The sequence below is a fragment of the Pseudomonas endophytica genome (genome assembly GCF_001411475.1).
GTDB classification, from domain to species: Bacteria; Pseudomonadota; Gammaproteobacteria; order Pseudomonadales; family Pseudomonadaceae; genus Aquipseudomonas; species Aquipseudomonas endophytica.
Window position 1 is genome coordinate 1 of sequence record NZ_LLWH01000223.1, and the last position, 18,789, is coordinate 18,789.

The window sequence follows — 18,789 nt, forward strand, 5'->3', positions numbered from 1 at the left end:
AGGCTTGTGGACTGCAGTGCAACACGAGTTGCCCATTCTGTTTGTCGTGCCTCGGAACGGGCAATACGGCATTTTGAAATCTTTTGCCGTGCTAGAACAAACGCCTAACGTGCCAGGGCTGGATCTACCAGGATTAGATTTTGTCGCGTTAGCTACAGGCTATGGTGCCTACGGAGTACGCGCCAATACCCTCGATGAGGTGCGCGAGGTGTGCAGTAAAGCCTTCAATCGAAAAGGACCAACCGTGCTGGAAGTGCCCGTGCAAGCGACCATCCCACCGCTTTTGTAAGCTTGCTGTCCGCGCCGAGTTAGAGCACCCAACCTTGGGTGGCTCTAACTCATTACTGCGCTGAGTACATAATCCTGCTGGGAGCAGAGCTGACTAGAGGAGTGGCTTCATGCGTTGTGTTATCAAGGATCACATAGCGCCTTCGGTTGGCTGTGCGCAAACACAAGGTTGGGTTGCTGGGTGTGAACTTAACCAGACGATTGATGAAGACAGTTAGCGAAGTCGCGTGAGTCTACCAAATACGTGATTTAACATAATATACATTATGCGAACTTTTGTCTTAGGCTGTCATGGCCAGTGGAGGTCAGATTTCAAGCCTGAAAATACGCCACAGGGCCAATCCACTCCCATCGATCAGTTCAATCATCTCTCGAGCTTTGCCATGCAGGTTGCCTGGATCAATACATGGCCATTGGTTTGCTGCATAATCCCCAGTTTTTCACTGCACTGGTCTGCGCACAAACCTCAATGGAATGGACACATGATACGAGCATTTGAACATCGCGATATGGAACGGGTTCTGGACATCTGGCTAAGCGCATCCATCAAGGCCCATGACTTTATCGACGCTTTCTACTGGCAATCATATTTAGAGGCAATGCGTGACGTTTACATCCCGGCCTCTGAGACCTATGTGATTGAAGACCAATCCCAGGTTATGGGATTTTGTTGTCTGCTGGGCAATCAACTGGCAGCGCTGTTTATCGATCGCGACCAGCAAGGCAAAGGCCTAGGCAAGCAATTGCTCGGGCATGTAAAAAGCCTACGCGATGAGCTGACACTGACTGTTTACAAGGAAAATGCACCGAGTTTCGCCTTTTATCAGTCCCAGGGCTTTGGGGTGGCCAAGGAGCAGATTGACGAGCAAACAGGTTGTGGTGAATACCTGATGGTGCACAAAGCCTGAGCCGAAATCTCTGAAATGGGCTCTGCGGTCGGTAGAATATGCCAGTCCACGTATTTTCTACCTACAAAGCCCTAGCACCACTGCCCCGCACATAACCAAATAGAATAACTAAACTAAATGTCTGTTTAGTTGAGTTAAGCAAGATTGTGGGGGCGCACTAGCCTTAAATACCCGGTATAACCTTTTCCGCAACTGAGTTGCATACAGACTTTCGCCTTATCAAAACGCCAACGTATATCCAGTAATCACGCGATTTTCATCTGCAGCGTCTGTAAAGTTTGAGCGCATTGTTGCGTTGCGCCAGCGCAGGGAAAGATTCTTGTGTCCACGCGCTCCCTCTGCGTACTCGCTGAGTTCACTGTCTAGCCGCTCCATTGCCCGCGTCAAAGACCGTGCATGACGTAGCAACCCCAAACCCGCTGGCGTGGGTTCAACCCCTCGTTTACTGCGCTTAAGCAATGGCGTTGCGAATCGTGCCTCAATGTCAGAAATTCTTTTACTCACCGCCGAGGGCGCTATAAAGGCCCTTTCGCTGGCTCGTGCAATAGCGCCCTCCTCGCAAACAAGAATGAAAAGATGCAAGGACAAGTGATCCAGAGTATGAAGGCTCCCTATCACTGGAGCACTCCTCTCAACACCGCAATATCTCGCTTAGGCGCCACGCCAAAGAGGCGGCTGTACTCGCGACTAAATTGTGAAGGGCTTTCGTATCCAACCTTGAACGCCGCGCCAGAAACATCCAAATGTTCGTTAAGCATCAACCGCCGTGCTTCATTCAACCGTAGCCATTTCTGATACTGCAACGGGCTCATTGCAGTGAGCTGGCGGAAATGATGGTGGAAGGTGGGTGTGCTCATCTGTACTTGGGCAGCCAGATCGTCAATACGCAGCGCCAACGCGTAGTTCAACTTCAACCAATCAATGGCTTTGGCGATTCGATAGCCTTGACCATCGACGGCTATTATTTGTCGCAGCCTGCCCGACTGATCACTTTTCAATAGACGGTAATGGATCTCGCGTTGGATCAAAGGCGCTAGAACGGGAATCGCATCGGGTTCATCAAGCAGCGCTAATAGCCGCTCGAACGAGGCCAGCATGACTGCAGTCACTGAACCAATACCGACCCCCTTCCCTACCAAACGCTGATTAGTGTTAGGCGGATCGCTCTGTGCCAACTCAGCCAGCATGCGCAAATCAAGTTTGAAGGTTAGGCCCAGGCACGGCTTCTCAGGGCTTGCCGCCAACACTTCAGAGTTGGCCGGTAAGTCTAATGAAGTGACAAAAAAATGCGTGGTGTCGTACGGATAACCTTGACCGCCAACCCACAACTGCTTCTCGCCTTGGGCAACCAGGATGATGCTCGGCTCCACCATGCAAACACTAGGCGGCGTTGGGTGTTCGCGGCGGAAAAGACCCAGCCCTGAAATGGCAGTGTTGAAGTCACCCGTTGTCGGAGCCCGCGCGCCAATGATCGTAGTGAGCGCCTCTAAAGGCGATGGAGGTGGTGCTGGGGTTGAGCTAAGAGTCGTCATGATCATCGTCCAACTATTTAACCAACTGTAACCGAAGCGCACACGCTGCCCAAACCCCCCAGTTTTCGCAGGCGGACTACAGCCCTCGATTATTACGCTTATTGCAAGAGTGTTTATTGCTCACAGTCGCGGACAATTTGTCGCACGAGCCCTTTTTTTGATATTGTGTCAAAAATTAACCATTTAGTTCAAAGAGCAAGACGCATGCCCTCGTCTAGGCTATGCGTCAGTACTTTGAGTAACTTTTATGTGGGTCGGCGCCTAGTCACCCTGAGTCCCTCCACTACTTTCATGCATCAATAGGGTCATTCACCATGAATAAGTCTCAACCCACGGCTTCTACCAGCCGTTGGCCCATTTGGGTCGCCGCCTTAGGCGTGCTGGTCTTCGGTTTGCTGTTTATAGCCGGCGGCGGTTATCTCGCCACGCTGGGTGGCAGCCTGTATTTCCTGCTCGCAGGTATCGGCATGCTGGTCGCTTCTGTGCTGATGTTTAAACGCCGAGTGCTGGGAGCATGGGTGTTTGGCGCAGTGATGTTGGCGTCCATTATCTGGTCCTTGCTGGATGCTGGGCTGGTGTTCTGGCCGTTGGTATCGCGCCTGTTTGCATTGGCCGTTTTGAGCCTTGTAGTCGCGTTGGCCTACCCGACACTGCGTAAAGCCAATGGCCTCAGTGGCAACGGCGGCTACGTGCTGGGCACGCTTTTGGCAGTGGCCATAGCTGCCGGTTTTTGGGGGATGTTTCAGCCTCATGCATCAGTTTCGCCGACGGGCGATGGACCTGGACTGACACACGTTGACCCGGCCAAGGCGCAAAAGAACTGGGAACACTACGGTAACGATGAAGGTGGCAGCCGCTTTGCTGCGCTGGATCAAATCAACCGCAGCAACGTTTCTAAGCTGGTACCGGCTTGGACTTACCACACCGGTGATGTTGCGCTCAGCGATGGCAATGGCGCAGAAGACCAAATGACCCCGCTGCAAGTGGGCGATAAAGTGTTCATCTGCACCCCACACAACAACATCATTGCGCTAGATGCCGATACCGGCAAAGAGCTGTGGAAGAATGAAATCAACGCCAAATCGGCAGTCTGGCAGCGTTGCCGGGGTCTGGCTTACTTTGATGCCACCGCCCCCATCGCGACGCCAACCGATGGTAGTACGCCAGCCGCAGCCGTGAGTATTGCGCCGGGTGCGGCTTGTCAGCGCCGTTTGTTGACGAACACCATTGATGCTCGCCTGATTGCTGTCGACGCAGATACCGGCAAATTTTGTGAAGACTTTGGCAACCATGGCCAAGTTGATCTGAAAGCTGGCTTAGGTGATGTGCCAGATTCTTATTATCAACTCTCTTCCGCACCGCTGATGGCCGGTACCACTGTGGTAGTCGGCGGCCGCGTGGCCGACAACGTTCAGACCGATATGCCTGGCGGTGTGATCCGTGGCTTCGACGTAGTAACCGGCGCCATGCGCTGGGCTTTTGATCCAGGTAATCCGCAAGACAAACAAGCACCAACCGACGGCAGCACCTACGTTCGCAGCACGCCGAACAGCTGGGCCCCCATGTCGTATGACCCGCTGATGAATACTGTCTTTTTACCAATGGGCAGTTCATCGACTGATATTTATGGGGTTGAACGTACCGAACTGGATCACACGTACGGCGCCTCAATACTGGCACTGAACGCAACCACCGGTGATGAAAAGTGGGTGTATCAGACCGTTCACAATGACTTGTGGGACTTCGATTTGCCCATGCAGCCCAGCTTGATCGACTTCACTAAAACGGACGGGACTAAAGTACCTGCCGTCGTGATCGGTACTAAAGCTGGCCAGATCTATGTACTGGATCGCCATACCGGTCAGCCGCTGACTGAAGTGAAAGAAGTCCCGGTAAAAGCCTCTAACATCCCTGACGAGCCCTACTCGCCCACTCAGCCTAAATCGGTGGGTATGCCGCAAATCGGTGCTCAAACACTGACCGAGTCGGACATGTGGGGCGCGACACCATTTGACCAGATGCTGTGCCGTATCGCGTTTAAGAAAATGCGCTACGACGGCCTTTACACAGCTCCTGGAACTGATGTGTCGTTGAGCTTCCCAGGTTCGCTAGGCGGCATGAACTGGGGCAGCCTGTCGACTGATCCGGTTCACGATTTCATCTTTGTGAACGACATGCGTCTGGGCTTGTGGAGCCAGATGGTGCCGCAACAAAAAGACGCCAAAGCCTCTTCGGGTGGCGAAGCACTGAACACCGGTATGGGCGCAGTACCGCTTAAAGGCACGCCCTATGCAGTGAACAAAAACCGCTTCCTGTCAGTAGCGGGTATTCCCTGCCAAGCGCCGCCTTTCGGTACCCTGACGGCCATCGACATGAAGACCCAAAAAATTGCGTGGCAAGTACCGGTCGGCACTGTTGAGGATACAGGGCCTCTTGGCATCAAGATGAAGCTGCCATTGCCTATCGGCATGCCGACCCTCGGTGGAACGCTCTCAACTCAAGGCGGCCTGGTGTTTATCGCCGGTACTCAGGACTACTATCTGCGCGCCTTTAACTCCGCCAATGGTGAAGAAGCCTGGAAAGCCCGTTTGCCGGTCGGCAGCCAAGGCGGCCCAATGACCTACGTATCGCCCAAGACCGGCAAGCAATACGTGGTGATCACCGCCGGGGGAGCTCGACAGTCCCCTGATCGTGGTGACTATGTGATTGCTTACGCTCTGCCTGACAGCGAGTAATTACCCGCAAAAAAAAGACCCGCCTCATTAGGCGGGTCTTTTTTTTTCAATCGACTCAACGCTTGGGTGACGTTACGCCTCCTTCTTCAACAGCACCCGCGTGACCCGCCGCTCTTCAACGCCAACCACCGTCAGGCTCCAGTCTTGCCATGTCAGCTTGTCTCCGATAACGGGCAAACGATCCAGCAAACTCATCACCATGCCGGCCAGTGTTTGGTAGTCATCCGTTGCCTTGGCCGGGAAACCGGTGTGCTGGTAAATCTGGCTCAAGTTCAAGCCGCCACTGACCAAGAACCCGTCCTCCTCAGCCACAATGTTAGGCCCCTCGATTTCGCTTGCGTCAGGCAGCTCACCGGCAATCGACTCAAGAATGTCGGTCATGGTCAGGATGCCGATAAAGTCGCCAAACTCATTGACCACAAACGCAATATGCGTCGACTCTTTGCGCATCTGCTCCAGCGCATTAAGGATCGTAAAGCTGTCGAGCAAGTTAATGGCTTTGCGCGCCATAGACTCAAGGTTGGGTTGGTGACCATCCAGCAATTCTTTTAACAGCTCTTTCTTGTGCACAAAACCTAGCGGCTCATCAATACGCCCGTCCCGGATCAACGGTAAACGAGAGTAAGAAGAATGCATCAGTGTGGTGCGAATGCTCTCTTCTGAGTCTGACAGGTCAATATGGTCAATCTCGGCACGCGGGGTCATCACTTTGCGAATCGGTCGTTCAGCCAATTGCAGCACGCCACTGATCATGATTCGCTCACGTCGATGGAACACTTCTTCAGCCTCTTCGCCTTCGAGCAGGTCAGCTATTTCTTCGCCCACCTCGTCTTCACTCAATTTACGACCGCCCAACAGACGCATTACCGCGTGTGCTGTGCGCTCTCGCATTGGGCGTACGCCTTGTACGCTACGCTTACGTCGCGAGCGGGCGATCTGGTTGAACAGCTCAATCAGAATCGAGAAGCCGATGGCCGCATACAGATAACCTTTAGGGATATGGAACCCCAGACCTTCAGCGGTCAAGCTAAAGCCGATCATCATCAAAAAGCCCAAGCAGAGCATGATGACGGTTGGATGGCTATTGACGAATTTGGTTAGCGGTTTGCTAGCAATGATCATCAACGCAATCGAGATCACTACGGCAATCATCATCACCGACAGATGCTCAACCATACCCACAGCAGTAATAACCGCATCGAGGGAGAACACCGCGTCCAGCACCACAATTTGCGCAACGATCGGCCAGAACATGGCGTAAACCGCATTCGACGCGCGCTGGGCAACGTGACCTTCCAGCCGCTCATGCAACTCCATCGTCGCCTTGAACAACAGAAATAGACCACCAAACAGCATGATCAAGTCGCGCCCCGAAAAGGACTTGTCAAACACTTCGAACAACGGCGCAGTCAGCGTGACCATCCACGAGATACTTGCCAGTAGGCCCAAACGCATTATCAACGCTAACGACAAACCAATAATCCGGGCGCGATCACGCTGCTCTGGGGGCAGTTTGTCCGCCAGAATGGCAATAAACACTAGGTTGTCGATGCCGAGCACCAGCTCCAACACGATCAAAGTCAATAGGCCAAGCCAGGCCGTGGGATCTGCAATCCATTCCATAAAGGTTATTCAGCCTCTCGAAAAATTGGGGTCAACGAATGGCGCGCACGGGTGTCCAAAACCACGAGCATAGTGCTCGGGCCCAATAAATTCAGGACATGCGTTGGGGATACTAGAGTGTCTGCGCAGTGCAAGACGGTTGAGGCGGGTGAAAAAAAACTGGGAGGCTCCAGGAGGGTGTTCATATATGCCTTAGTGAAATTCGGGAGGCAATCCTACAGCGGCTATCGCCTTTATCAGCGATTATAGTTATTACAAAATTTTACACCTACCCTTGCGCACAGGGCTGCATCACACCCGTAACCTTGCAAGCCTCGCGAAGAGCGTCGACGATTAGTCAAGCCATGAGCAATCGAATTGCCGATAGAGTCATCGCGAGGCGCATTGTGGTTTAACTCGAAGATTTAGGGTGCGCGTGTTGTTTTGCGCCAAACATGAACCACGCCAACATGCCGAACAGTGGCAGAAAAATCACCACCGCCACCCACATACACCGGCTATTAACTGGCGCATGGCTTTTAAGCACCCGGCTGATGGTCCACAGCTCCAGTAACAACAAAATGACGGCTATAACAGCCCAAAAAGTAGGAATTTCCATACATCACCTCACTGGTTGTACAACTTTAGGTAGGCTGATGCCGTGAGGGTTCATTAATTTTTCAAAATGCTTATGAAGCGCCCGCTGATTACAGTGAAAAACGATCAGTGGCATTACGTCGTTCGTTGTCATCACGCATGTCATAACTGACAGTGGTCGCAATATTAGCGTGATGCGCCAGTTTCTGTGCGATCGACACGTCGTATTCCTCGATGACCCGTGTAATGAATGAGCGTCGAAAGTCATGGGGCATGATGTCGACCCCCACCTCTTTACCGCGCTGTTTGGCGATGTAGTAAATCGCATGCTTGGTAATACGTTCACGGGTGATATGGCTGCCACGACGAATACGATTGAATAAAAACGAATCGTCGCTCACGCCTTCAGGCAGCTGTTGACGACGAAACTCGAGCCATTCTTGTAGCTTTTCGAACACCCAGGTTGGTGCAAACTTGATCAACTCTTTATTACCCTTGCCTAACACACGCAAACTGCGCTCGGCCACATTCACTTGGCGCAGATCCATGTTGACCGATTCAGATTTGCGCATGCCCGAGCCATATAAAATTGCAATAATTGCTGCATCCCTGAGGCCTTGCGGTCGCGGATCAGCAGCACAAACATCCATCAGCTCGCGGATTAATGTGCGGCGCAAGTTTCTGCCCTTAGTCAGACGCGACCCACCGCCCGCTTTCACAGCGCGGATTTTTAGCAGTTGATCTTGAGTAATCAGGCTCTGCTGCCAAGCTTGATTCATCACACCGCGAATCGCATTCACATACAACGACGAAGTGTTAGGCGCATAACCATCTGCACGCAGCGTAGCGACCAGCGCGGTGATGTGTCCGGGTTGTAATTGATGCCAAGGGAATTCCTCAATCGCAACGTCGTCGACACCTAAGCGATCAGCAGCATCCTGCAGCACATACCCCATGGTCTGACGACTGGACGGCGCCAGCCGTTGTAGGTAAAGCACGACGGGCGCTTGAACCTGTTCTAACTCAACTGCGCAAAGCTGTATTGCTGCGGGGTCAATAATCGACACAACACTCTCGGGGCGGATTCAAACAGCTCGTAATATAACTCAACGCCCTACACTTTACCCTCATTAACCGTTGAGCATTTAGACAACTTAATGTTTAACGTCGATCTTGTCTGCGCCTAACTGCCTGAACACTTGCTGTATAGAGTGCACTTAATGTCGAATAACATTGACCTGATACAGGCGGCTCAGTAGATTACGTGGGCTGACCCCGTCAGCACCTATTAACTGACTAAAGAAGCCAATGGACACAGTATCTAGTTGCTGCCCGGCCACCTTTCGAGTGGATAACCGGGCGCTCAATCCAGACATTATTGGGGCTCGCCTGCAGGGCGAGGTCAATTGCGCTAGAGCTTGATGCTCCAACGTAGCGACCTCTGCGGCAGTAGTCCGGTCACGAGGTATGCTATGACTCTTAAAGCCTTTGTTTTACCGGGCGTTCGCGCCTTCACCTCCAGCATGCGGGTAAAATTATTTAACGCGCCCAGCACTAAGTCCGCCATGCACGCCCCCTTCTCCCTCCCCGTGCAGGGCCTAAAACCCGAAAATCAACAGGTGCACTGGCGCGTCAGCCCTGCGACTGGAGAACTGGAGCAACGTCGATACTCGGTAGGCCGGCTGACATCTCGTCGTTAATAAGCTTACGGTGATATTAAAGGGGAAAACGTGTGACAACTAGCACTTAAAAACTGATTAAAGCGCTCATCACCTTAGCGTAAACATCGGCGTCTCCTTTTCTCGAATAAGACAGACTACCGTATGTTTTTCGTCGATTAGCGGAACAACTTTTATCAGACGCGCGATGAAAAACCGTTGCTCAAAACACGTTTATTGGTAAAGACCCTTTAACCACCTCATACAACAGCGCTGAGATAAAAACAGGCGCCATTGTGCGCCAGTTGGTTCCGAGTCTTTCTATATCAAAAAGATGAATGTTTACTTTGTGGAGATTCCTTATGTCAGGAACCACTCTTTTGCTAAACCTCGCCGGTGCTATTGCACTGTTGCTGTGGGGCACTCACATGATTTCAACCGCGCTGTTGCGCGGTTTTGGCACCCAACTGCGCAACTGGATGGGGCGCAACCTAACCAATCGCTGGATGGCGCTGTTCTGCGGAGTCGGTATCACCGGCGTCCTGCAAAGCAGCACTGCTGTCAGCATGATGGCCACCTCCTTTGCGGCCGCAGGAACCTTGGGCCTGGCACCTGCGCTGGCGGTCATGCTGGGCGCTAACATCGGCTCAACACTGGTGGTGCAACTCCTCAGCTTCGACACCTCTTTAGCGACGCCCATTGTGCTGCTGGTGGGTTTTATCATATTCCGCCTGCGCGACGACTCGCGCTATGAAAGCATTGGTTGCGCGCTGATCGGTTTGGGGCTGATGCTTTTAGCACTTAGCTTACTCAGCGCAACCCTGAGCCACATTGAGGCCACGTCGGTATTTCGCGCCGTCATGCAAAGCCTTGAGGGCGATCTGATCATTGCCGTCGTGACTGCGCTCGTGCTGACTTGGATGTGTCACTCAAGCGTGGCCGTTGTACTGTTGATTGCGTCATTGGCAAGTGCCGGGATGATGACCCCAGTTACCGCCATGGCGCTGGTATTGGGCGCCAATGTGGGGGGAACCCTACCCTCAGTGATGAGCGCGCGCTCTGCGGTCGCCCGCCGCTTGCCAGTGGGGAATCTGCTAACTCGCCTGCTAGGTACCGTGATATTGCTACCGTGTCTTCCTGCACTCGCCGAATACCTGACCCACGTCGACATCGGCCCCGCGCACGTGGTGGTGTACCTGCACACAGCCTTCAACGTGGTATTGGCGGTGCTGTTTATCGGTCTAATCGAGCCAATGGCTAGCGGGCTAAGCCGTTTGTTTCCTCAACAAGAACCACCTGTCGACCCGGGCATGCCGCAATACCTTGATGAAGCTGGGCTGGAAGTGGCCAATATTGGGCTTTCTAATGCGGTGCGCGAAGCGCTGCGCTTAGGCGATATGGTCTCGCTAATGCTCAACAAGGTACTCCAGCTGTTTGAAAAGCCCGATCAACAGACCCTTGATAGCGTTCGCCAGATGGATCACTGCGTTGATGTGTTGAGCGCCGCAATCCGCGCTTATCTGGCTGACATTGGTCATGATGGTTTGAGTGACGAAGACGCAGATCGCGCCCAAGAAGTGCTCATGTTCGTGATCAACCTTGAACACGCGGGCGACATACTCAACAATTTGGCGCTTCTGGCTATTCGCAGAGCAACCCGCGGCGAACAGTTCTCTACCTTCGAACTGCAGCACATACATGCATTGCATTTGGCCTTGCTTGACAGCCTGAACCTAGCGATCACAGCGTTCTTGCGCGAAGACATTGCGGCAGCACACTCATTAGTGAGCCATAAAGAAGTCGTACGCCAGCTCGAGGCCAGCGCAAGCCGCGAATATTTTCTTAAGCTGCAAAACGACAAGACCGCGTGGGCCGAATCTGGAGATATTTTCCAGCGAGTACTGCGCGACTACCGCCGCGTTCATCATCATATTGCCGCTCTGGGTTACCCAGTGCTGGAGCGCCACACAGCACTGAGCCAAAGCGCTTAACACTGTGTAACAAAACAAACGGCGGCCTGTACTAGGCCGCCGCATCCCTATCAGAGACTCAATTCATCTAGCATCAACACTTCACGGTGCTCTAGTAAATCCTCAACGGCCTTGCCCATCGCCAAATAATGCGCAGTGGTCTTGTGATGGTCGATGGCTGCCATGTCCTTCCAACCTTCGACAAATACGAAACGCTGGGGGTCTGAGCGGTCACTGTGCAAATCGTAAAACGTGCAGCCTTGTTCTTTGCGGGAATCTTCAACGCACGCCAGCAGCGCCTCTTTAACGGCTTTTTCATGGCCAGCCTTAGCACGCAATACAGCAACGATTTTGATGATGTTGGACATTTCAACTTCCTGAGAGTGATGTTCTTGAACACGCCAACCCTACTACGGCGCAGAGACACAAGCATCTGCGCCGAGCAAAAAGAGTGCACCTTATGAACACTGTCAAGTCATTAGCGCTGAGCGTGGCTAGACACGAGAGAGGCGATCTGGTCCTTGATTTTCAAACGCACCTCTTTGAGCTTCAATAATTTCTGATCCGTGACACCGATCCCATCATTAGCTTCGGCTTCAACAACCTCTTTGTCCGCTGCTGTGTATTTCGCGATCAACGCAGTCAGGTGCGGATCATTCTTTTCAAACCGTTTGAGATCATCTTTAGCGAAACCAAGATCTTGAGATAAATCATGTTTGACTGGCATATCTGCACCTCATGAACGATTCAGTGAAGATTTCAGACTCTGAGAATGAGTCTGCGTGTGCGATTCCTTCGTTTTGGAGCCCCTAACCAATAACACGCAATCTTTATGCTTTAAAGCCAAGCGCCCTATATAGCCGATCAAAGTCATTGTCAACACCTTATACAGCCTAGGCGTAACAGATATTACTCAATAAAAGCAATCACTTAGACCGACAAATCAGAGGCGTCAACAAAATGACGAAACGCACTTAAACAAGATGTTTTTTTGACATATTTCCATTTTTAGCATGGATTAATTTCTTAAAAGTGTAAGAATGCGTTAACAGAAGCACACGACTCAACTTACGTCTCGCGTGATTAGACGAGGGTTATCAGGATTAAGGCTCGCGGGCCTTTACAAAACGACACGGATCAAGTCGGCGATAGACCAATCACATTCTGATTGACGCCATTTAAAAACACGAAGGCTTCAGGCGACGGATGCTCGCCCTGCAAGCACCGAACGAATGGCGTTTTTCCAACAACCCTCGCCATTCGCTCGTGAACCTCTTAGAAGAGAACGTTGCGTTTGCCTTATATCAATCTTGGTATCCACGGGTTACTGGATCAACATATTGCTTTACGTGCTGGCGGTTTGTACTGGATCTCGGTCAATCAGCCCGCCGATGCAAAACTGCTTGCCCGTCAATTTTTAGAAAGCCTCCCCTCTAGCGTGCCCGCCGCATTAATCGTGTGCGCCGACTCTGCGCAAACAGTCATCAGTGAGATGGCCCCTGATCGGGGTCCAGACACGCTCAAGCTGTTTGAAATCGCACAAAAGGTCATTGAGCCGGGGCTGGCTACCTTAATCCGTGATCTGACCCGCTCAGGTATCTCCGCCAACAGTCAGGTCTTATTAGTCGCCCCCGCCAATAGTTGGGGCATGACCTTCAAACGCTTACAGCATTGGTGCGAACACCTGCACGCATGGCTGCGGGACCGACAGATAACATTGCTGGTCATTGCAGAGGGTGAGGCCTCAGCGCTGCATACGCAGTTGTTACAGCTTAATGAGCAGCTATCCGGATTGAGTCGACTCTATCGGCATAACGGCGAAACCCGTTACCACCTGCACTTTTGGTACAACGATTTGGGCGTCAGCGCAGGCCTAGAGTTCAAATTATCGAGCCATAACAATGGCTTGGCGTTGGTCGCAGAATACGTCTCGGATACAACCCCCCGTGTTGCTGACGACCAACATGTGTACCTTGCTGAACGCACAGTGCTTGAGGGCACACCGCCACTGTCTAACCATTGGTACCTGTTCAATGACCGCCAGACATTGCTCCAAGAAGCAACGTCTGCCAGCGCTGCTACGGTCATCGTGGGTATCGACAGCAGTCATCAACTATTAGATCTGGCGCAGCAACTTCACGATCTGCGCGAACGATGCGGATCCGCCTTGAAGATAGTGGTGCGTGAACTCGAACCCGCTGTGCGTTATCGCGATGAGCGTCTGCTATTGGCCTGCGGGGTCAATCTGATCGTGCCTGACGGCACCTTGCTCTCGCGTTTTTTGAGCCTGATCGAGAGTGTTCAAGGCCAACGCTGGCAATACACCCAAGGCACCGACTTCGCGACCTTGCTTGAGCGCCAGCGCCCACCGGCTATTCGCGGCCTAGTCAGCCCCAACGAGTTTCTGACCCAGGTCCAACAGATTTATGCGAACAGTTCGGGCGAAGTTTCCCATCAACTGCTCAAGTTCCAACCGGCGCCGGACATTAAACCAGCGCTGTTCTTGAACCAAATGTGCCTGCGCCGACTGGGCGATTTCGCCTGTTTACACAACGACGACTTGTATCTGTTTTTGTTTGCCTGCCGTGCGGACGCCCTAGAGTCAGCGCTGGCTAATATCTGCCGTCTGCCTTGGCGCGACCTGTTCCTAACTCGCCAGACACTCAGCAGCCCAGCTGACCTAGATCAAGATGCCTTTATGGATGATGCCTCAGTGCCCGTACACCTGAATATTCCCGTTGAGCCCCTGATTATGGCGCAGCCAGCATCTGGAAGCCGCGCCCCCTTAAGACCGCAGCCGATCAGTTTGTCTGTCAGTGAGCCACAACCATGACATTTATGGAGCTTATTCAAGTCATCGGCCTGACATGCGCAGTGACGGTGTTACTGACGCTGTTCTGGCAGCGCATTCGCTTGTATCTCAAAGCACATGTCGAGCAGTACTTGGCACCGCGTTATCTGAAACCATGCGGTGTCCGGCACCGTAAACCCGCCAGCCCTTCGATGAGAGCGCCGGATGAAACTGTCTAACTCTGCGGTTGCTACGCAAAAAATGAACGCCCCATGGCGCGGACTGGGTGCTTGGAACCTGTATTTCTTGGGCAAATTTCTGTTGACCTGGACCGGTCACCTGAACTTCCAAGTCGTGCCGAATCTGATCTTTGCCTTAGCACTGCTCATCCCGATTGCGCACCCCATTGTGCGTCGCGCCCGAACGCTGCTGGCCATTCCAGTCGCGGTCGCGCTGCTGTATCAAGACACTTGGTTCCCGCCTTTCAGCCGTTTGTTGGCACAGCCGGGCGTCATGAGTTTCTCTTTTGAGTACATCCTTGAACTGTTGGGCCGCTTCATTGACTGGCAAGTGTGCGCCCTGCTATTGCTGCTGTTGATTGGCTACCTGTTTATCAGCCCTTGGTTACGCCTCACCACCCTGACACTGCTAGGTTTTGCTTGGTTAGGTTTAAGCAGCTTGCAATGGCTGCTGCCTCCAACCGTCACGCTGCCAATGGCCAACAGCCCTAGCAGCGCCACGACAACTGCCAGCAGTGGTGCTGAGCCAGACGATGCCACCCTTAATAGTTATCTCGAGACATTCTACAAAACTGAAGCCCAACGCAAAGTTGACTTCAAAATCCCGACGGTCAAACCAGAGCCATTTGATCTGCTAGTGATCAACATCTGTTCGCTGGCTTGGGATGACCTAGACGAAGTGGGGCTGCGCAACAACACACTGTTCAGCCAGATGGACGTGATATTCGATAACTTTAACTCGGCAACTTCTTACAGCGGCCCTGCGGCTATTCGCTTGCTGCGCGCCAGTTGCGGCCAAAACTCGCACACCCAGCTGTACAAACCCGCTGCCGATCAATGCCTGTTGTTCGAGGACTTGCGTCAACTGGGGTTCTCGAATGAGTTGATGCTCAACCACACCGGCGATTTCGATGGGTTCGCCCAAGAGGTCCGTGATCTGGGCAAATTGCCTGCGCCTGCATTGGGTAAGATCCCGGCTGGCTTGCCTCGGACTTATGTCGGGTTTGACGGCTCACCGATTTGGCGCGACCGCGACGTTCTGAATAAGTGGTGGCAACACCGTTTGTCCAGCGATCAGACCAACATGGCGTTGTTCTACAACACCACGAGCCTGCATGACGGCAATCGTCTCGTGACAGCTGATGGCGGTACAAAAGCGGCTGACTACAGCAGCCGCGCACAGGTATTGCTCGACGATTTGAACGGGTTCCTCAAAGAGCTGCAAAAAAGCGGACGCCGGGTAGTTGTGGCCATCGTTCCCGAGCATGGTGCCGCGTTGCACGGCGATCGGATGCAGATCTCTGGCATGCGTGAAATCCCAAGTCAATCCATCACCCATGTGCCAGTGGGCCTCAAGCTGATCAACATGGGTGACAACGGTCAAACCGAGCCGGTGCACGTGACTCAGCCGAGCAGCTATATGGCCATCGCCGAAATCATTGCACGCTTGTATGCCAGTCCGGGGCTGAAAAATAGCCAGACCGTGGATTGGTCGTCCTTGCTGGCTGACCTGCCGCAAACGGCAAAGGTATCGGAAAACTCAGGCACCGTTGTCCTCGACTACAACGGCAAACCTTATGTTCGAATCAAGGAGAACGGTGGATGGCTACCTTACCCACAGCAGCTCAAATAAGCGCGGACCTACTGTCGCGCAATGAGCGCGCCGATGATATTGAACGCCTTAAGTTAATGGTAGATCTACCCGATCTGCGCTATGTCGACATCAGCGCGCAGGTGGAGTTGATACAAGCTCTTGAACGCTGGCCCTTACTGGCTCACCTGCAGGCGTACAGGTCTGCAGCCCTGCCAGCTCTTGTGGATGACATTGCATGATTAGCATGAGTCTGCAAGGTATCCGTGGCGGTGTTGGCACCAGCTCAACACTCGCCGCATTGGGCTATGCACTGAGCACCCTGGGACAAAAGGTGCTGGTTGTCGACATGTGCCCAGAAAACACCCTCGGGCTGCATTTCAATCTTGATTTCGCACTGCCGGGTGGCTGGGCCCGCGCCACCTTGGATAACACTGCTTGGCATGAGGCTGCTTGGAGCATTGAGCCCGGTTTAAGCGTGCTGCCTTACGGCACGCTCAGCGCCGAGCAAAGCGGCCAACTCGATGTGTTATTGCAAGAGGACCCGCAACTGTGGGGCAAACGTCAGGACAGTATTGCTAACGGCTTTGACTGGGTACTGTTTGACCTGCCGCAACGGTTGTTAGGCCACGCGACTAATCCGCGCTGCGATATTGCAATGACTGTGCTCAACCTCGACGCAGCGAGTCACGCACTGCTTCAGCAGCCCGATTTCAGCTTCAGCCGCTTACTGATCAATCGCTTCGACCCAGCCAGCCAGCTACAGCGTGATCTATTGCTGCTTTGGCAGCATCACTTCGTCAATAGGCTACTGCCGATTCATTTGCATGCAGATGAAGCGATGGCTGAAGCGCTGGCCAAACGCGAACCCACTGGCCGATATGCGCCGGGCAGCCTGATTGCTCAAGACATCATTAGCTTGGCTAGTTGGTGCTTGTTGCGCAGCGGGAGGCTTGAATGATTGAGCGTTGGTTCCCCTACACCTATTTACGCCGCGAACAAAACTGCACGCGTATCACTGCGTTGACCCTGGCGGTCATCCAAGCCTTGGGCTGGGTATTTCTACGCCTAGAGTCGCCTGCTTGGAAAACATTGCGCGATCAACACCGCAGATTGTTCCCGCACCTTGTGGATAGGCACAGAAGTATTGGTGATCCGCTGCGCTACACCATCCAAATCGTGTGGTTGTTGTTAGTGCGTCCAGGCGGGCAAACCTTGCCCCAGCGCCAACGCAGGCGACGTCGCTTGTCTGCCACTTTCAAGACGCTAATCAGCATTGTGCAGCGACCTTGGCAATTGCTGGCCAGCGCTTTTGAGCAAATCCCAACTGCCATCAGCCCGCAAGTGCGTAAAGGTTCGCGTTGGTGGAGCACCATGCACTGGCCCCTGCGCAAAATGCTGTATATCGCCATCGGCGTTTTAGTCGTTGTGTTGGTGTTTATTTGCGTCACCGAGCCCTTTGGCTATTTGGCGCAGCTGGTGTTCGTGGTGCTGTTATGGGCCATTGCGATGCTCGTTAGGCGGCTACCGGGGCGTTTCCCGACGTTATTACTCATCGCGTTGTCCATCATCATTTCGTGCCGCTATCTGTGGTGGCGCTATACCTCAACCTTGAACTGGAGTGACGGCCTGGACTTGGCGTGCGGGTTGATATTGCTGCTGGCCGAAACCTACTCTTGGCTGGTTCTGATTTTGGGCTACGTCCAGACCTCATGGCCTCTGAATCGTAAACCGGCACCATTACCCGCTGATCCAAACGAGTGGCCAACCGTCGATCTGCTCATTCCAACCTATAACGAAGAGTTGTCGGTGACTCGTGGCACGGTGTATGCCGCCCTGGGCATTGACTGGCCCAAAGATAAACTACGCATCCATCTACTGGATGATGGCAACCGGCCGAGCTTCAAAACGTTTGCCGATGAAGTGGGCATCAATTACATCGCCAGAACCGATAACCGTCATGCCAAAGCGGGCAACTTGAACCATGCCCTGACCTTGATCGACGGTGACCTGGTAGCCATTTTTGACTGCGACCACATGCCCGCCCGTTCGTTCTTACAGTTAACAACAGGTTGGTTTTTGCGCGATCCAAAACTGGCGCTGGTTCAAACGCCGCACCACTTTTTGTCACCTGACCCGTTCGAGCGCAACCTCGGCACCTTCCGTAACCGTCCTAACGAAGGCGAGTTGTTTTATGGCCTAGTCCAAGACGGTAACGACATGTGGAACGCGGCGTTTTTCTGCGGTTCATGCGCCATTGTGCGACGTACAGCCATTGACTCGATTGGCGGGTTCGCCGTTGAAACCGTCACCGAAGACGCCCACACAGCTTTGCGCTTACACCGCAACGGCTGGAACTCGGCTTACTTGCGCATCCCACAAGCGGCGGGCTTGGCCACTGAGAGTCTATCGGCTCACATCGGGCAACGTATCCGCTGGGCACGCGGCATGGTGCAGATCTTCCGCACCGACAACCCACTCGTAGGCAAAGGGCTGACAATCTTTCAGCGCGTGTGCTATGCCAACGCCATGCTGCACTTCTTGGTCGGGTTGCCGCGATTGGTGTTCCTCACCGCGCCATTGGCTTTTCTGCTGCTGCATGCCTACATCATCTATGCCCCGGCCTTGATGATTCTGCTGTACGTACTGCCGCATATGATTCACGCCAGCCTCACCAACTCACGGATGCAAGGTGCTTATCGCCAAACCTTCTGGGGTGAGGTTTACGAGACGGTGCTGGCCTGGTACATCGCGCGCCCGACTACGGTGGCCTTGTTCAGCCCTTCACGTGGCAAGTTCAACGTCACCGCTAAAGGCGGGATGATGGAAGAAAACCAGTTCGACTGGCAGACCGCCAACCCGTATCTGGTACTTTCAG

The 18,789-nt window shown here is 53.2% G+C and carries 16 protein-coding genes and 2 pseudogenes; 10 read left to right on the plus strand and 8 right to left on the minus strand.

All coding sequences use genetic code 11. The features are described 5' to 3' along the window. Positions 1-289 (plus strand): thiamine pyrophosphate-dependent enzyme (locus AQS70_RS21280; RefSeq protein WP_055104716.1); only part of this gene is annotated, 289 nt, incomplete at its 5' end. 481 nt (positions 290-770) lie between these two features. Further along, positions 771-1,196 carry an N-acetyltransferase gene (locus AQS70_RS21285; RefSeq protein ID WP_055104717.1) on the plus strand — a complete coding sequence of 142 codons (426 nt, stop codon included), beginning with the start codon at positions 771-773 and terminating at the stop codon, positions 1,194-1,196. Positions 1,197-1,415: 219 nt separating this feature from the next. Here AQS70_RS21285 and AQS70_RS24355 read toward each other — a convergent pair. The 3 genes and pseudogenes from AQS70_RS24355 to AQS70_RS21295 form a co-directional block, all read right to left on the minus strand. Then, positions 1,416-1,508, minus strand: a pseudogene (locus AQS70_RS24355) (hypothetical protein); the annotation flags it as partial. A 9-nt stretch (positions 1,509-1,517) separates the two neighbouring features. After that, positions 1,518-1,811 (minus strand): annotated as a pseudogene (locus AQS70_RS24235) (LysR family transcriptional regulator); the annotation flags it as partial. Next, on the minus strand, positions 1,811-2,728 hold the full coding sequence (locus tag AQS70_RS21295; RefSeq protein ID WP_055104719.1) for an AraC family transcriptional regulator: 918 nt from the start codon (positions 2,726-2,728) through the stop codon (positions 1,811-1,813). The pseudogene AQS70_RS24235 and the gene AQS70_RS21295, both read right to left, overlap by 1 nt. A gap of 314 nt (positions 2,729-3,042) precedes the next feature. On the opposite strand from AQS70_RS21295, the gene AQS70_RS21300 reads away from it, so the two are divergent. Beyond that, the gene (locus AQS70_RS21300) at positions 3,043-5,463 is read left to right on the plus strand and encodes a glucose/quinate/shikimate family membrane-bound PQQ-dependent dehydrogenase (RefSeq protein WP_055104720.1); all 2,421 of its coding nucleotides are present in this window, start codon (positions 3,043-3,045) and stop codon (positions 5,461-5,463) included. Between the two features lie 72 nt (positions 5,464-5,535). On the opposite strand, the gene AQS70_RS21305 is transcribed toward AQS70_RS21300, so the two are convergent. The 3 genes from AQS70_RS21305 to AQS70_RS21315 all read right to left on the minus strand — a co-directional run bounded on the left by AQS70_RS21305 (position 5,536) and on the right by AQS70_RS21315 (position 8,723). Then, positions 5,536-7,086 carry a TerC family protein gene (locus AQS70_RS21305; protein WP_055104721.1) on the minus strand — a complete coding sequence of 517 codons (1,551 nt, stop codon included), beginning with the start codon at positions 7,084-7,086 and terminating at the stop codon, positions 5,536-5,538. A 391-nt stretch (positions 7,087-7,477) separates the two neighbouring features. Further along, the gene (locus tag AQS70_RS21310; RefSeq protein ID WP_055104722.1) at positions 7,478-7,684 is read right to left on the minus strand and encodes a PLD nuclease N-terminal domain-containing protein; all 207 of its coding nucleotides are present in this window, start codon (positions 7,682-7,684) and stop codon (positions 7,478-7,480) included. An 88-nt stretch (positions 7,685-7,772) separates the two neighbouring features. Next, positions 7,773-8,723, minus strand: a complete 951-nt coding sequence (locus AQS70_RS21315) for a site-specific integrase (RefSeq protein ID WP_241492877.1) — start codon at positions 8,721-8,723, stop codon at positions 7,773-7,775. 959 nt (positions 8,724-9,682) lie between these two features. On the opposite strand from AQS70_RS21315, the gene AQS70_RS21320 reads away from it, so the two are divergent. Next, positions 9,683-11,311, plus strand: coding sequence for a Na/Pi cotransporter family protein (locus tag AQS70_RS21320; protein WP_055104723.1), 1,629 nt, complete (start codon positions 9,683-9,685; stop codon positions 11,309-11,311). A gap of 50 nt (positions 11,312-11,361) precedes the next feature. On the opposite strand, the gene AQS70_RS21325 is transcribed toward AQS70_RS21320, so the two are convergent. Both AQS70_RS21325 and AQS70_RS21330 read right to left on the minus strand, forming a co-directional pair. Next, the gene (locus AQS70_RS21325; protein ID WP_055104724.1) at positions 11,362-11,658 is read right to left on the minus strand and encodes a putative quinol monooxygenase; all 297 of its coding nucleotides are present in this window, start codon (positions 11,656-11,658) and stop codon (positions 11,362-11,364) included. Between the two features lie 110 nt (positions 11,659-11,768). Next, the gene (locus AQS70_RS21330) at positions 11,769-12,017 is read right to left on the minus strand and encodes a DUF465 domain-containing protein (protein ID WP_055104725.1); all 249 of its coding nucleotides are present in this window, start codon (positions 12,015-12,017) and stop codon (positions 11,769-11,771) included. 561 nt (positions 12,018-12,578) lie between these two features. Here AQS70_RS21330 and bcsE point away from each other — a divergent pair. From bcsE to bcsA, 6 genes are all read left to right on the plus strand, one after another. Continuing rightward, positions 12,579-14,123 (plus strand): cellulose biosynthesis protein BcsE, encoded by a 1,545-nt coding sequence (gene bcsE, locus AQS70_RS21335; protein ID WP_241492876.1) that lies wholly within the window; start codon positions 12,579-12,581, stop codon positions 14,121-14,123. Continuing rightward, positions 14,120-14,320 (plus strand): cellulose biosynthesis protein BcsF, encoded by a 201-nt coding sequence (gene bcsF, locus AQS70_RS21340; protein ID WP_055104726.1) that lies wholly within the window; start codon positions 14,120-14,122, stop codon positions 14,318-14,320. Before bcsE ends, bcsF begins: the two co-directional genes overlap by 4 nt. Beyond that, entirely contained in the window at positions 14,307-15,953 is a 1,647-nt protein-coding gene (bcsG, locus tag AQS70_RS21345) for a cellulose biosynthesis protein BcsG (protein ID WP_082428169.1), read from the plus strand. Before bcsF ends, bcsG begins: the two co-directional genes overlap by 14 nt. Beyond that, positions 15,923-16,153, plus strand: coding sequence for a cellulose biosynthesis protein BcsR (bcsR, locus tag AQS70_RS21350; protein ID WP_055104727.1), 231 nt, complete (start codon positions 15,923-15,925; stop codon positions 16,151-16,153). The genes bcsG and bcsR overlap by 31 nt, the downstream gene beginning before the upstream one ends. Further along, positions 16,150-16,872 carry a cellulose biosynthesis protein BcsQ gene (gene bcsQ / locus AQS70_RS21355; RefSeq protein ID WP_055104728.1) on the plus strand — a complete coding sequence of 241 codons (723 nt, stop codon included), beginning with the start codon at positions 16,150-16,152 and terminating at the stop codon, positions 16,870-16,872. The genes bcsR and bcsQ overlap by 4 nt, the downstream gene beginning before the upstream one ends. Then, positions 16,869-18,789: UDP-forming cellulose synthase catalytic subunit (gene bcsA / locus AQS70_RS21360; protein WP_055104729.1), on the plus strand; the 1,921-nt coding region annotated here is incomplete at its 3' end. The genes bcsQ and bcsA, both read left to right, overlap by 4 nt.